This is a genomic window from Cupriavidus sp. 22TCCZM01-5 (assembly GCF_057798915.1).
The window spans coordinates 35,875-49,293 of record NZ_JBYOJR010000036.1 but is presented as its reverse complement, the minus strand read 5'-3'; the positions used below and the strand labels follow the sequence as shown (position 1 = coordinate 49,293).

The following is a 13,419-nucleotide window of genomic DNA, read 5'->3' as shown; positions in this document are numbered from 1 at the left end:
GCCAACGGCGCTACCCCGCCCGCAGCGCCCACAGGGCCTCCAGTACGTATTCCGTGGCACGTTCTACCCGTTCCCCGCTGTGCGCCAACCCCAGTCGCCGCCACAACGCCGGCCGCAGCGGCCGCATCACCACGCGCGCATCCGGAGCCGGCGTGGTGACCTCGTGTGGCAGCAGGGCCGCCCCATAGCCGGCCGCCACCAGACTCTTGATGGCGTCGTTGTAGTTGAGCTGAATACGCGGCGCCGGCCTGTGGCCACCGGTGGCGAACCACTCGGCGGTCAAACGCGACAGGCGCGTGGTGCCGTCATTCAGGATCAGCGGACGCGTTGCCAGCCAGGCCGGCGTGATGCGCGCCGGGCAGGGCCAGCTCGCGGGCAGGAAAGCCCGTACCGGATCGCGCCGCCAAGGGCGGATGGTCAGCCCCGCCACGCGCGCCTGTGGCAGTGCCACCAGACCGACCTCCAGCGTGCCGGCGGCCAGCCGCGCCAGCGTCTCCTCCGAGGTGAGCACGGCCACCTGCACGTCGATGTCGGGATGCCGTTCCGCCAGCATGGCCAGCGCCTGCGGCAGCAGGTGGGCGATGACCCCGGTCGAAGCGCCGAGGCGCACGCGGCCGGTCAACCCCTGCACCTGACGCCGCACGTCGTCCAGCGCAAGGTCGGCATCGGCCAGCAGGCGGCGGGCGCGATCGACCAATGTCTCGCCAATGGACGACGGACGCACCTCGCCGCGCTTACGCGTCAGCAGTGGCGCACCGACGCGGGCTTCCAGCTCGGCAATGTGCAGGCTGACGGTGGGCGGAGCCAAGTGCAACGCGCGCGCAGCTTCGGCGAAGGAACCCAGATCGGCGATGGCGACAAGGGTACGCAGGCGGTCCAGGCTGATCTCGCGCATGGGGCAGCACTCCGGTTAAGGGCTTATCTACTGAGGAGCAGATCGTTCAGAAAACGTAAATTTCATCGTCATGAAATTCAACTTTTTCGATTCTATCCGGTGGCGCAAGATGGCGCTTCCTGTACCGGCCGCACCAATGCGGAGCTGATGCCGCACCGGCCGGGGCCGCCACTTTCACGCCACTTCCGAGGATCCATCCCATGCGCTACCCTCTTGTTTTCATCGACGGCGACCAGGGCACCACCGGCCTGCAGATCCACGAACGCCTCCGCGGACGCGACGATTTGCGCCTGCTGACGCTGCCCGCCGGCCAGCGCAAGGATGCGCGCGCCCGCGCCGACGCCATCAACGGCTGCGACATCGCCATCCTGTGCCTGCCGGACTCCGCCGCACGCGAGGCAGTGACGTCCATCGTCAACCCTGCGGTGCGCGTGATCGACGCCAGTTCGGCACACCGCACGCAGCCCGGCTGGACCTATGGCTTTCCGGAGATGGCCGCCGGCCAGGCGCAGCGCATCGCGGGCGCGCTGCGCGTCAGCAATCCGGGCTGCTATCCGACCGGGGCGATCGGCCTGCTGCGCCCCTTGGTGGAGGCCGGCCTGCTGCCGCACGGCTACCCCATCGCCATCCACGCGGTGTCGGGCTATTCGGGTGGCGGCCGCACCGCCGTCGATACCTACGAGGGACCGGAAGCCACCCAGGCCCTGCCCTTCCAGGTTTATGGCCTGGGCCTGACGCACAAGCACACACCCGAAATCCAGCAGCACGCGGGCCTGGCACGGCGCCCCGCCTTCGTGCCGGCCTACGGCGCGTTCCGGCAAGGTATCGTGCTGACAGTGGCGCTGGAATTGGACCTGCTGGCATCCGGCACGGACGTCGACAGGTTGCACGCCTGCCTGCTCGACCACTACGCCGACGCGCGCCATGTCGAGGTGATGCCGCTCGCCGAATCGGCTGCCGCCACTCGCCTCGACCCGCAGGCGCTGAACGGCACCAACGACCTGCGCCTGGGCGTGTTCGCCAACCGCGAACACGGGCAGGTGCTGTTGGCAGCGGTGTTCGACAACCTCGGTAAGGGAGCTTCGGGGGCGGCAGTGCAGAACCTCGACCTCATGCTGGCCGGGGTGGCGGCGGAGATTCGTCGGGCCGCCTGACGTCTACCCAGGGTAACGGCGGTCGTCGCGGCCGGGCAATTCCCTGGGCACAGTGCCGTACAACCGTGGCACCACGGCCGGCCCGATGCGAAGCAGGGTCGGCCTCGGAGGTCATGCCAAGTTGTATGGCTGCAGGTGGGAATGTCAACCGGCTGCGCGCCGAGTTCCAGTGCGCAGTTCGTTCGCGGCTCGGGGTGTCTGGTGGCGACTCGCTACTGCTCCATTGCCTGACAGCTCACCCGCGGCTACATCCAATGCCAGATGCCCGCCGCCCGACCGGTGAATGGGGTATGCGCCCAAGTCGCTACGAGCCAGACGACGAGGCCGCCCAGAAGCGCATGCAAGCCAAAGCCGCCCAGCGTGGCACGGCCAGCGACAATCGCCGCGAATGGCAAGTAGCTCGTCTTCGACTCCCATGCGGGCCAGAGATCCGGCTGGAGTCGCTCCTTCTTCCGGTCCTGCAATGCGGCGCCGACGAGTGCGAGGACGACAATAGCCGCTGCGACTATGATGTTCTTGGCCACCGGGAACACTGCAACGTGGCCCTCCCCCAGAGTGCGAACGACCACATCATTGGGTGGCGCGTCACCGCATACACGCCGCGAGCCGCTTCGGGGAACGAGCCGGGCCGGCCGCCTGTCGGAAACGCCGGGTTGCGAATCAGAGAGCCCATCAGGAGGATCGACGCGATCAGCATGAGCGCGGTCACAACCGCCCAGAGCCCGTTTCCTACCGGCCATAGTGGCGCCGAAAGGGGCGCCTTTCCGTAGGCCATGACCATCCACCCGAGCGTCAGGACTGCAACCAGCGAATAAACGCCCAGAAACCCTGTTTCGCCAACAGCGCGGACCAACCGTCCGCGGAACGGATGGGACAAGAGAAAGTGGTTGCCCACGAAGGCCACTGCTGCCAACGCAACTGTGGGTGCCACTGCGGTAGCGGTGCTCGTTGGCAACTGGCTCGCCCGCGGCGAACTGGCCAAGCGACTGCAGGCTGCCGCCTGCGCAGAACGCGGACCCGACGCCGGTCAGAATGGCAGCCCGCAGCGCCGCATCCGCGGAGATTTCCGAAAGCGCCGTGACAATGGCCTGGATGCAGGATTCATCAGCAATGGCGTTGCGGGTATGAGGGTGATTTAGCGTAACGACGGCGATCCGTCCAAGGCCGCAAATTCCCCGTAGGTGCGCTTGCCTTCGCGCATATCACGCACGATCAGCAGCGACCACTTGTCGCCAACGACATCTAGCGAGCTGGCCACTGGGCAAACGGACCGCCGCGCAACCTCCGCCGCACTTTTCCTCGATTTCATAGCCATTGTCCTTGCTACAAGAAAGTTACTTGCATTTTGCAAGCATCATGCTACAGTTCAATTCACTTGCAAAATGCAAGTGACTATTCAGGGATAACAGACGTGAATGAATCACTGTTGACCGGCCCGATCACCCCGCGTCTTCTGCGAATGGCGTGGCCAATTCTTGTAGTCCTTGCGGTGCAAACGCTCGTTGGTGTCGCAGAGACCTATTTCGTCGGATTTTTGGGGACCGACGCCATTACAGGGGTCGCACTGGTCTTCCCCCTGCTGATGCTGATGACCATGATGTCCAACGGTGGACTGGGCGGCGGCGTCTCTTCGGCCATAGCCCGAGCCATGGGTGCGGGCCGACGCAATGACGCAGACGCCCTCGTCTGGCATGCCGTGGTGGTAGCCATCGCATTTGGAGCGCTATTTACCGCCGCCGCAGCACTTGGTGGACCGGCGCTGTATAGGGCGCTGGGAGGAAAGGGGCCGGCGCTGGCCGCTGCGCTTGAGTACTCCAACCTCGTGTTTGGCGCAGCAATACCCATCTGGATCGCAAACCTGCTTGCATCGGCGTTGCGCGGGGCTGGCAATGTCAAAGTGCCAGCAACACTGACGGCCGTCGGCGCCGCCCTCACGCTTGCGCTGTCACCGCCTCTGATCCTTGGATGGGGGCCCATTCCTCGCCTGGGCATCGCGGGGGCTGGCTACGCCATGATTGTCTACTACCTGGTCGCAACTATTGCGTTCGTCATATTCATGCTGACCCCGCGCTCACCGGTTCGCCTGCGAATCGTACGGATCGAGTGGCGTTTGATGAAAGCGATTTTGGGTGTAGGACTACTTTCCGCCGTGGGTACTCTGCTAACGAACGCAACGGTGGTCGTATGTACTGGGCTCGTTGGCAAGTTGGGTGTGAGCGCGATCGCCGGCTACGGCATGGCATCACGCCTCGATTACCTGCTCATCCCACTGTTGTTCGCCGTGGGAACTGCGACTGTGACGATGGTTGGGGTAAACGTCGGTGCAGGAAAAATTGAGCGCGCCCGCCATATCGCTTGGACTGCCGCCACTCTCTCTGCGGCAGTAACGGGCCTGATCGGCATCGCTGCCGCGCTGGTACCCGAGCTCTGGATGGGACTCTTCAGCAATGACGCCCAAGTGATAGAAGCCGGAGCGAGCTATCTCCGGCGCGCAGGGCCGATGTACGTCTTCTTTGGACTCGGCATGTCGCTGTACTTCGCCAGCCAAGGGGCCGGAAAAGTCCTCTGGCCAGTCGTCGCCAGCCTGACACGTCTGCTTGTGGCCACGCTGGGAGGTTGGTATCTCCTTGCTGAAGCCAACGGTGCCGTCACAGAACTCTACTGGGTGATGGCAGGAACACTCGGGATCTTCGGCGCCATCAATGCCATCGCTTTCGCCAAGGGGGACCCGTTTGGGCAAAAGAAGTCTGACCTAGCCAGATACCTGACCCGCCGTGCAGACGCCAATTCCAACCCTGTTTCTCCCCTGTCAGTACGTTAACTCTCGACCCCTATCAAAGGAAATCATCATGAAACTTTCAAAATTTCTTAGCCCTTTCGTCGCGTTCACCGTGGGCGCCGCAGCTTTTACCGCATCGGCAGGTGAGGCCACCGAGCTTCGCATCCAGAAAGCAGGTCAGTCCATCTACGTGAAAGACTATCCCGGTGCGGAGCCGGCAATGGTCATGGTTCATGGCTTTCCAGACAACCATCGAATTTATGACGAGTTGGCGCCCATCCTTTCCGAGCGCGGCCAACGTGTCATCACGTTTGACTTCCTCGGCTTTGGAGATTCGGAAAAATCAGGCACCTTCCAGTATTCATTTGACCAGCAGGAATCCGATCTTGCGGCGGTCGCCGACGCATTGCACCTGAAGTCCTTCATTCCAGTGGCACATGACGCAGGTGGCCCGGCGGTGATCAACTACGCACGCAAGCACCAAGACCGTGTCAGCGCGATCGTCTTGCTCAACACCTACTACACCGATACGCCGACCCTGAAGCTGCCGCAGTTGATCCGACTGAGCTCTACCGGATGGCTCAAGCCCGCCGCCGAAGCAGTCATGAGCAGCACGACTCTACGGAACTGGCTGTTGAGCTACCAGGCCAACCAATTCGTGGCCGATGCGCCTGAAAAAATCCGAACAAAAGTCAAGAGCAGTCTGCTACCGATAATCGAAGACAACTTCGAAAAACTCGATTCGATCCGTGGATTTAACTTGATGACCGGAGACCTGAACAAGAACGTTGAGGAGAACCGCAAAGCAGTGGACCAACTGGCAAGCCTCGAAATGCCCGTGACCCTGATTTGGGGTGAAGGCGATCCGTTCCTAAATGTAGGTGTTGCCAAAGACCTAGCCAAACAGTTCAAGCACGCCGAACTTCACCTTCTGCCGCTTAACCACTGGCCTCAAGTTGATGACCCGAAAGCAGTTGCCGACATTCTTTCGCCTGTGGCAGCGGTCAGCCATTGAACCCAGAAAATTTAGCCCATCAGATTGGAGTTTCAAAATGTCCAAGCCACTCGTTGCTTTCGTCACAGGGGTTTCCTCAGGGATTGGCCGAGCCACAGCGAAGCAATTCGCCGACCGCGAGCATATCGTCTTTGGCTCTGTACCGCAGGTCTATGCGAACCAGACAAAGATTCCTGCCAGCGCCCTATATGGGCCTCTACTCGGCGACTAAACACTCCATCGAAGGTCCCGCTCGGGCCCCTTTCGCCACTCGCCATCCTGGGGTCTTCGACGACCCCATGACACATCGGCAACATCGCGTGAAGCGCTGATCAATGCGTGACAGATTGCGGACGATAGTGATTTATTTGTAGGACTCCTGTTGCTATCAAAACTGGATAAACTGGATTGACCCTTTGCTCGGCCGCCCAATTCGTTACGAGGCGGAAAGCTGCTTCGAAGCGTTTGAAGCGCGTCTCAGGCAACTCGGCTTACCGGCGCATTTCATCCAGCACATCACGCCAGTGTATCGCGCATATCAGGAAGGCGAATTCGCCGGCACGAACGACATCGTCGAACAGCTTACAGGTCAAAAGCCGAGTTCTGTACGCGACTATGTCATCGCGAATCGCGGAGCTTTTGAGCCGGCGACGCAACGCTAACCCCAGCCCTCACACACTGGACAAGGTCGTTTGTGCACCCGGGCGACGCAGACGACCTCTTAGATGGAAGATGCAGCAGTTCTGACTACGCGAAGAAAATGCGCGCGTGATCTTTCTTGATGAACGTGGATGCCGTCGACGAGGCCGCCCGCCTTCTGAAGTCGCTGCCTCGAGGTCAGGACAAGCTGCCGACCTTTGATCTGCGTTGCGCTCTCGCCGTCGGTCTCGATTTCCGACCAACCGCGACGGTCCAGATTAGCGTGTTCGGTACGGCAGATTGAATACTCCGCGTGACTGGACCTCGGTCTAACCTGTTTCTCACCAACGGCCGCTCATCGAGTGGAAAGTCCGATGGCTGCGCACGACCGCTACGGCGGAGCACTTGCTGTCCGGGCCGACCACTTGACCGGCCGTAGTACCTTGGAAGCGGCCTTCCACCTGTCGCGAGCGCGTATGACCGCTCAGGGGTCGGTAGCCGCCCGTTGCCACCCGCGCACTCATGGGCGGCAGTCGCCCCGGACCCAGAGCAGGCATGTACCCGCCCCACACGTCAGCCATCAAGACATGCGCGCAACGTACGCGCGAGACGGTGCGCTTCGCCCGCATCGGGGATGTTCGCGAAGCCAATCACGAGGCCGCGCGGTGTGCCCCGCATACGGCCGTTCGCATACCAGATCGAAAGTGGCAGCACCGCAAGCCCAGCCTGCCGAGCACGCCAGGCAACGTCAACATCATCGACGGGGCCATGGACGCCATCGGCGAATTGCACCGCGAACTGGATTCCGCCCGGTGGCAATTCAACATTCATCCGCTCGCCGAATGCATCCTTTAGCGCGTGCGAGATCAGCATGCGCCGCTGTGCATACAAAGACCGCATCCGCTTCACATGCCGCGCGAAATGCCCTTGTTCAATGAAATCCGCCAGGGTTGCCTGCAGTAGCGTCGGCGAGCCGGCATTCATGCTGCACGCTACCCGCGTAACGCGCTCGACCGCGCGCTCCGGCACCACCGCATATGCGAGCCGCAAACCGGGGAACATCACCTTGCTGAACGTGCCGCAATAGAGCACGCGATCATGCCGGTCAAGGCTTTTCAGGGCCGGCAATGGCCGGCCCAGATAGCGGAACTCGCTGTCATAGTCATCTTCGATGATCCAGCGAGACGCCTTTTCCGCCCAGCTTAGCAACGTCATACGCCTGGCGAGCGACAGCGTATGCCCGAGCGGGCTCTGATGCGATGGCGTGACCAGTGCGAAGCGCGCCTCGGGATCCAGTTCCATGCCGCGTTCGACATCGATCCCTTCGTCATCGACGGGAACCGGGACGAGTTGCACACCGGTCTCGGCCAGAAAGCTGCGCGCGAGCAGATAGCCGGGATCCTCGAACCATATGCGATCGCTCGGGCTCGCAAGACTGCGCAAGACGAGTTCGAGCGTCGCGCGGTAGCCAGTGGTAACGAACACCTGCTCGGGCAGGCATGTTATGCCTCGCGACAGACCCAGATGGGTGGCAATGTGTTCGCGCAGTGGCCGATAGCCCGCAGGATCCGGGTAGGCGAGCATCGTGCGTTCGCCACTGCGCGCACGGTGTGAAACCAGCCGGCTCCATATCTTGCGCGGAAACGCGTCGAGCGCTGGCAGGCCCGGCTGCAACGGCCGCGGCTCGCCGCTCATGGCGACGCTGATCGGCAACTGGCGCGGCATGGGCTGATCAGACGCGTCCGGCGCCTTCGCCGCGTCCGCCCCTTCAGCGAGTCGCGCGCCGGGCGCGTTCTGGCGGTCCTGTGTACGTGTCGAACGGACCACTGACGCCGGTAGCGAAGGCGATATGTACGTGCCCGCCGCACCACGCATCTGCAGATAGCCCTCGTCGACAAGTATCGTATAGGCCAGTTCGACCGTGCCTCGCGCCGTATTCAATTGCGTGGCGAGGCCGCGCAGCGCGGGCACGCGATCGCCGGGACGCAGATGCCCTGCCGCGATCGCCGTCCTGAAACGCTCGCAAATCTGCAGATAGATCGGCAAGGACCTCCGGCGATCGATTTCGATGGCCAATGCGGGGGTTCGCGCGGTCATGGCAGGCTTGCCGGCAAGGAAGCACAGCAATAACTTGGACTAGTCATATCGTTAATTCTTGGCCCTATTGTATAGGGCATGATAGCTCCACAATGACTTCAGGCAAGGCAACGGTGACTGGCGCTTTTCACGCGATGCCGCCACATCAAGCGCTCCGCGCGTTCATCTACTCTCAGCTGGAGAAAACTGCCATGAAGATCGTCGTAATCGGTGGTTCGGGCCTGATCGGCTCACGTCTTGTCACCCTGCTCAGGGAGGCAGGCCATCAGGCGATCGCCGCATCCCCGCGCACCGGCGTCAACTCGGTGACGGGCGAAGGCCTGAGCAACGCTCTCATCGACGCGGACGTCGTGGTGGACGTGACGAACGCGCCATCATGGGAGCCACAGGCGGTACTGGACTTCTTCCGTACGTCGGCGCGCAATCTCGGCAAAGCAGAAGTGGCCGCGGGCGTGCGCCATCACGTCGCGCTGTCGATCGTCGGCACCGACCGCATGCCGGAGAATGCGTATTTCACCGCCAAAGTCGCGCAGGAAGAGGCGATCGAAGCGGCCGGCGTGCCATACACGATCGTGCGCGCCACGCAGTTCATGGAATTCATTGGCGGCATCGCGGATTTCAGCACGGAGAGCGGCACCGTGCGCGTCGGCGACGGGCTGTTCCAGCCGATCGCCGCGGACGACATCGCGGCCATCCTCTCGCAGGTCGCGCTCGCGGCGCCACTGAACGGCACCATTGACATCGCCGGCCCGGATCGTGCGCCCTTTGCGGAGATCATCGCGCGTTACCTGAAATCGGTAGGCGACACTCGCCCGGTCGTGACGGATCGCGATGCGCGGTACTACGGCGGCCACGTCGACGAACTGTCGCTCGTGCCGCTCGGCGACGCGCGGATCGGCCGCATCGGTCTCGATCAGTGGCTGGCGCAGGCTCGAGGGGAGTAACGCCATGAAAGCGATCGTGTTGTTGGCGGCAACCCTGATGTTGCCCTGCCTCACAGCCATGCAACCGGCCATGGCCGCACCGCAAGCCCATGTCACGCCGCTGCGCTCGGAACCATTGCCCGAGTATCCGGGCAAGGAAGTCGAGATGATCGTCGTGGAATATCCGCCTGGCTCGGTCGATCCTGTACATCGTCATGACGCACATGCCTTCGTCTATGTGCTCGAGGGAAGCATTGTCATGGGCCTCAAGGGTGGAAAGGAGGTGACCCTCAAGCCCGGGGACACATTCCACGAAGGCCCGGACGATATCCATACTGTCGGGCGCAACGCCAGTTCCACACGGCCAGCCAAGTTCGTCGTGCTCCTGCTCAAGAACAAGGGCGCGCCAGTCCTGACTCCGGTGAAGTAGCCAACTCGTTCACGCAGGCACCGCCGGTGCCGGTGCGGGGCGCCCGCTCCGGGGCTGGGAAGCTCCGGCTGGCGCCCTCTCCTCGCATGACCGGAACCGGCCATGAACGGCCGGTCGACACGGACGCCTAGATCGCTGACAATCGACGTGTGGATGGCAAACAATTTTCTTCGTGGATTGAATTGCAGACGAGCGGAAAAATATAAATGCCTCTGATCGACGATTTTCTGCCTCATTATGATTTCCGCGAGCGACACACTGCCCTCGTAAACGCCCCGGCGAACGTTATTCTGGATTGCGTTACTCGCCAACGTGCGCAACACGATCCTCTTGTACGACTAGCCATCGGCCTGCGTGAATTGCCCTCACGACTTATGAACCGGTCGAGCAGCCCCCCGCTTGATCTCGACGATTTCACCTTTCTTGGTCGCGAGGGAGACTCCGGACTAGCGTTCGGGCTGACCGGAGCGTTCTGGCGGGCAGATTACGGTTTGCTAGATATTGGTTCCGCCGAAGCCTTCAAGACGACCGTCAGACAGGACGTCTGCCAGCTCGTCATGAGCTTCAACGTAGATGCCGATGCGTCAGGCGCATCCTTGCTGAGCACGGAGACCCGGGTGTTTTGTCCAACTGCGGCAGTTCGTCGCCGATTTGCTCCCTACTGGTACATCATCCGTCCCGTCAGCGGGTTAATCCGACGGCGTATGCTTGCCAGGGTCCGGCGACAGGCCGAAAGTCTAACCAAGGAACGTTAAGAGCTGTCTGCGGAACTGCGGGAAAGGCCGAGCGGGGCATCTAGAACGAATGGCTGCTATCCAGAAAACCCGAATGTCCTTATGGGTCGGCTACAGCCCGTCGCCGCAGGGTTTCTTCGACCCTTGGGAAAACTGACTCCTGCCGGCCATGAAGAGCCGCTTGGTCGCTGCGTTCGCCGTCGTTCGGATGTCCGTTGTACCACCTCCGATTTTTTCCGATTACGCTTGCGCCACGCGTTTGAGATGCCGAAAGATCAGGCGGTACTACGCAGCGCAAGATTCAGTTGGTCAATGACGGGTACCCAGTCAGCGTCATCCATGAATTCGTCTCGGAGCAATGCTGCCTGAGATGGTGTCCAGAATGACGCCTCGCACAACTCGACGCCGCGCGGTAAAGGTGAGTGTGCGGCAATAAACTCGCCGATGGCGGTTTCGTCGGTGGGTAGCCCAAGTTGGGCGAACAGATCGACGAAGGTCGGATACTGCTTGGTCATGATTGATTTCTCTTTTGAACGCGCACCGCGACGTTGATCGTCATGTCTGGGGCAGCAACACCAGGCCCGCCGTCGGCGAGCGCTTGTTGAACGCGCTGCGTGCGACCAGGGCGCAAACCGCCAGCGTTCCAGCCAGTACCCCGAGGGACGACGAGGTGTGCCCGTGAGCTGAAAATCCCGTCGCGAAGGCGACCGCGGCCATTTCCAGCTTACGACCGAATTTGTGATTGCGTGCCATAGCGGTTGCCGCCCTTCGCCTGCGCTTATTCAGGGTGGCCCGGTTCTCAATGCCGCGCCACCGACCGTGGATATCAGTACTCAGTCACCGGCGCATGCACCGGAGCGATCGATTGGTGCGGCGTCTGCGTGCGCTGGGCGGCCTTGTGCACCATCGTGTAGGCGTAGTCGACGCCCATGCCGTACGCGCCCGAGTGCTCCTTGGCCACGGCCATCACCTCGTCGTACGTTTCGCGGTTCTTCCAGTCGCGTTGCCACTCCAGCATGACCTGCTGCCAGGTCACCGGCACCACGCCGGCCTGAATCATGCGCTGCATCGCGTAGTCGTGTGCTTCCTTCGTCGTGCCGCCAGAAGCGTCGGCCACCATGTAGATCTCGTAGTCGCCTTCGAGCATCGCGCTCAGGGCGAACGTGGTGTTGCAGACCTCGGTCCACAGACCGGCGACCACAATCTTCTTGCGGCCGTTGGCGGCCAGCGCGTCGCGCACCTTCTGGTCGTCCCACGAGTTCATCGAGCTGCGTTCCAGCGTTTGCTTGCCCGGGAACACGTCGAGCAGTTCGGGGTAGGTGTAGCCCGAGAACGAATCGCTTTCCACCGTGGTGATCGTGGTCGGCACGTCGAAGATTTTTGCTGCCTTGGCCAGGCCCACGACGTTGTTCTTCATGGTCTGGCGGTCCATCGACTGCACGCCGAAGGCCATCTGGGGCTGATGGTCGATGATGATGAGCTGGCTGTTGCGCGGGGTCAGGACTTGCAGTTTGGCGTTCGACATGATGTTCTCCGGTATATAAATGGTAATTCAATAAGTTTGAGGTATTATCGGACGGCGCATCCGGCTCTCTGCTTGCTTGCCGGAGGTTGTTGCGCTGTCCATGTGCAGAACTATAGCGACCGTCACCCCGGAGAAAATGACGTATCGCTGTCATAGTTATTCAAAATTACTGAATATGCGTCACGCTATCAAACTGGCCAGTGGCGGCCCGGAATCAGCCACGCCCCTCCCGGCCAGTTTGAGTCGCCCGAAGGAACCGCCAAACTGCGGGCAGCGGCTTCGGCCAAAACTTCGGTCGTCACGCAGAGTGGAGTGAGAACTGCGGTGACGGGTCGGTCAGAGACGGTCGAGCTTCGAGGTCAGCAAACATGCGCAGAAGCAGGGTCTTGCCGCCGCGCATGGGACCGATTGCCGGTCACCGGCCGGAAAATTGGGCAGGTCTGCGCTCGAGGAAATGCGCAACCCCTTCCGTAAAATCCTCGCTCTGGATGCTTTCGAACATTTCGGCATTGGCGATTCGTGTGGCTTCAGCCAATGACTGGAACGGCTGCTCCCACAGTTGCCGCTTCATCACACGAATGGATCGGGGCGAAACGTTCTCGGCCAAGTCGTCGGCATAGTCGAGCGTGGTCGCCATGAGGGCGTCCGCATCCACCACACGGTCGACCAGGCCGATCCGCAGCGCCTCGTCAGCCAGCACCTTGCGCGCCGAGTACAACAGGTCGGCCGCACGACCGGGGCCGACCACGCGCGGCAGCAGCCAGGAGATGCCGTGCTCGGCAACCAAGCCCCGACGCGCGAACGCGGTACTGAATGCGGCGTCGGCACTGGCAAAGCGCATGTCGCTGTAGAGTGCGAACACCAGCCCCAGCCCCGCTGCCGCGCCATTGATCGCCGCGATCACGGGCTTGCGCATGGCCGGGAAGTAGCCATAGCGGGTCTGGTAGTCGGCGCGCCGGTTCATGTCGAACGGGCGCATCCACTGAGCGGCGCGGATATCGCCCGGTGGCAGCACTTCGAGCTCGTTGATGTCCATGCCGGCGCAGAAGCCCTTGCCTGCCCCGGTCAGCACCACCACGCGGACGTCGTCGTCGCGATCGACGGCCTCCATGGCGTCGCGCAGTTCGGCCTCCATGACCTTGGTCAGCGCATTGAGCTTGTCCGGCCGGTTCATGGTGACCACGGCGATCCGCTCGCTTTTTCCGGCGCGAGCAACGGTAATCTGACTGTACATGTTGCGATTCCTTTC

The 13,419-nt window shown here is 62.0% G+C and carries 15 protein-coding genes and 2 pseudogenes; 8 read left to right on the top strand and 9 right to left on the bottom strand.

Annotated elements, in window-relative coordinates; all coding sequences use genetic code 11:
* Positions 1-10: 10 nt before the first annotated feature.
* Positions 11-895 (bottom strand): LysR family transcriptional regulator, encoded by an 885-nt coding sequence (locus AC3FNH_RS26670; protein WP_488722208.1) that lies wholly within the window; start codon positions 893-895, stop codon positions 11-13.
* 200 nt (positions 896-1,095) lie between these two features.
* Between AC3FNH_RS26670 and argC the strand changes: the two genes are divergently transcribed.
* A complete protein-coding gene (gene argC / locus AC3FNH_RS26665) occupies positions 1,096-2,049 on the top strand; it encodes an N-acetyl-gamma-glutamyl-phosphate reductase (protein ID WP_488722207.1) in 954 nt (317 codons plus the stop codon).
* A gap of 245 nt (positions 2,050-2,294) precedes the next feature.
* Here argC and AC3FNH_RS26660 read toward each other — a convergent pair whose 3' ends face one another.
* The 3 genes and pseudogenes from AC3FNH_RS26660 to AC3FNH_RS26650 form a co-directional block, all read right to left on the bottom strand.
* Positions 2,295-2,573, bottom strand: coding sequence for an NnrU family protein (locus tag AC3FNH_RS26660; RefSeq protein ID WP_488722206.1), 279 nt, complete (start codon positions 2,571-2,573; stop codon positions 2,295-2,297).
* Positions 2,555-2,944, bottom strand: a complete 390-nt coding sequence (locus AC3FNH_RS26655; protein ID WP_488722205.1) for an NnrU family protein — start codon at positions 2,942-2,944, stop codon at positions 2,555-2,557. Before AC3FNH_RS26655 ends, AC3FNH_RS26660 begins: the two co-directional genes overlap by 19 nt.
* 85 nt (positions 2,945-3,029) lie before the next feature.
* Positions 3,030-3,203: pseudogene (locus AC3FNH_RS26650) on the bottom strand (enoyl-CoA hydratase-related protein); the annotation flags it as partial.
* A gap of 257 nt (positions 3,204-3,460) precedes the next feature.
* On the opposite strand from AC3FNH_RS26650, the gene AC3FNH_RS26645 reads away from it, so the two are divergent.
* The 4 genes and pseudogenes from AC3FNH_RS26645 to AC3FNH_RS26630 all read left to right on the top strand — a co-directional run bounded on the left by AC3FNH_RS26645 (position 3,461) and on the right by AC3FNH_RS26630 (position 6,484).
* The gene (locus tag AC3FNH_RS26645) at positions 3,461-4,870 is read left to right on the top strand and encodes an MATE family efflux transporter (protein WP_488722204.1); all 1,410 of its coding nucleotides are present in this window, start codon (positions 3,461-3,463) and stop codon (positions 4,868-4,870) included.
* Positions 4,871-4,898: 28 nt separating this feature from the next.
* Complete coding sequence (locus AC3FNH_RS26640; protein ID WP_276100014.1) at positions 4,899-5,843, top strand: alpha/beta fold hydrolase; 945 nt, start codon at positions 4,899-4,901, stop codon at positions 5,841-5,843.
* 37 nt (positions 5,844-5,880) lie between these two features.
* Positions 5,881-5,994, top strand: a pseudogene (locus tag AC3FNH_RS26635) (oxidoreductase); the annotation flags it as partial.
* A 244-nt stretch (positions 5,995-6,238) separates the two neighbouring features.
* A complete protein-coding gene (locus AC3FNH_RS26630; RefSeq protein WP_488722203.1) occupies positions 6,239-6,484 on the top strand; it encodes a hypothetical protein in 246 nt (81 codons plus the stop codon).
* Between the two features lie 550 nt (positions 6,485-7,034).
* On the opposite strand, the gene pdxR is transcribed toward AC3FNH_RS26630, so the two are convergent.
* Entirely contained in the window at positions 7,035-8,558 is a 1,524-nt protein-coding gene (gene pdxR / locus AC3FNH_RS26625; RefSeq protein WP_488722202.1) for a MocR-like pyridoxine biosynthesis transcription factor PdxR, read from the bottom strand.
* Between the two features lie 191 nt (positions 8,559-8,749).
* Between pdxR and AC3FNH_RS26620 the strand changes: the two genes are divergently transcribed.
* The 3 genes from AC3FNH_RS26620 (at position 8,750) to AC3FNH_RS26610 (ending at position 10,666) form a co-directional block, all read left to right on the top strand.
* On the top strand, positions 8,750-9,502 hold the full coding sequence (locus AC3FNH_RS26620; RefSeq protein WP_276102892.1) for an SDR family oxidoreductase: 753 nt from the start codon (positions 8,750-8,752) through the stop codon (positions 9,500-9,502).
* Between the two features lie 4 nt (positions 9,503-9,506).
* On the top strand, positions 9,507-9,911 hold the full coding sequence (locus tag AC3FNH_RS26615) for a cupin domain-containing protein (protein ID WP_488722201.1): 405 nt from the start codon (positions 9,507-9,509) through the stop codon (positions 9,909-9,911).
* 206 nt (positions 9,912-10,117) lie between these two features.
* Complete coding sequence (locus AC3FNH_RS26610) at positions 10,118-10,666, top strand: hypothetical protein (protein ID WP_488722200.1); 549 nt, start codon at positions 10,118-10,120, stop codon at positions 10,664-10,666.
* A gap of 254 nt (positions 10,667-10,920) precedes the next feature.
* Here the strand turns inward: AC3FNH_RS26610 and AC3FNH_RS26605 are convergent, their stop codons facing one another.
* The 4 genes from AC3FNH_RS26605 to AC3FNH_RS26590 form a co-directional block, all read right to left on the bottom strand.
* Positions 10,921-11,160, bottom strand: a complete 240-nt coding sequence (locus AC3FNH_RS26605; RefSeq protein ID WP_488722199.1) for a DUF2789 domain-containing protein — start codon at positions 11,158-11,160, stop codon at positions 10,921-10,923.
* 40 nt (positions 11,161-11,200) lie between these two features.
* A complete protein-coding gene (locus AC3FNH_RS26600) occupies positions 11,201-11,398 on the bottom strand; it encodes a hypothetical protein (RefSeq protein WP_276102888.1) in 198 nt (65 codons plus the stop codon).
* Between the two features lie 73 nt (positions 11,399-11,471).
* Positions 11,472-12,170: a hydrolase gene (locus AC3FNH_RS26595; RefSeq protein WP_276102887.1), complete on the bottom strand. Its 699-nt coding sequence runs from the start codon at positions 12,168-12,170 to the stop codon at positions 11,472-11,474.
* Positions 12,171-12,585: 415 nt separating this feature from the next.
* The gene (locus AC3FNH_RS26590; protein ID WP_488722198.1) at positions 12,586-13,404 is read right to left on the bottom strand and encodes an enoyl-CoA hydratase; all 819 of its coding nucleotides are present in this window, start codon (positions 13,402-13,404) and stop codon (positions 12,586-12,588) included.
* Positions 13,405-13,419 lie beyond the last annotated feature (15 nt).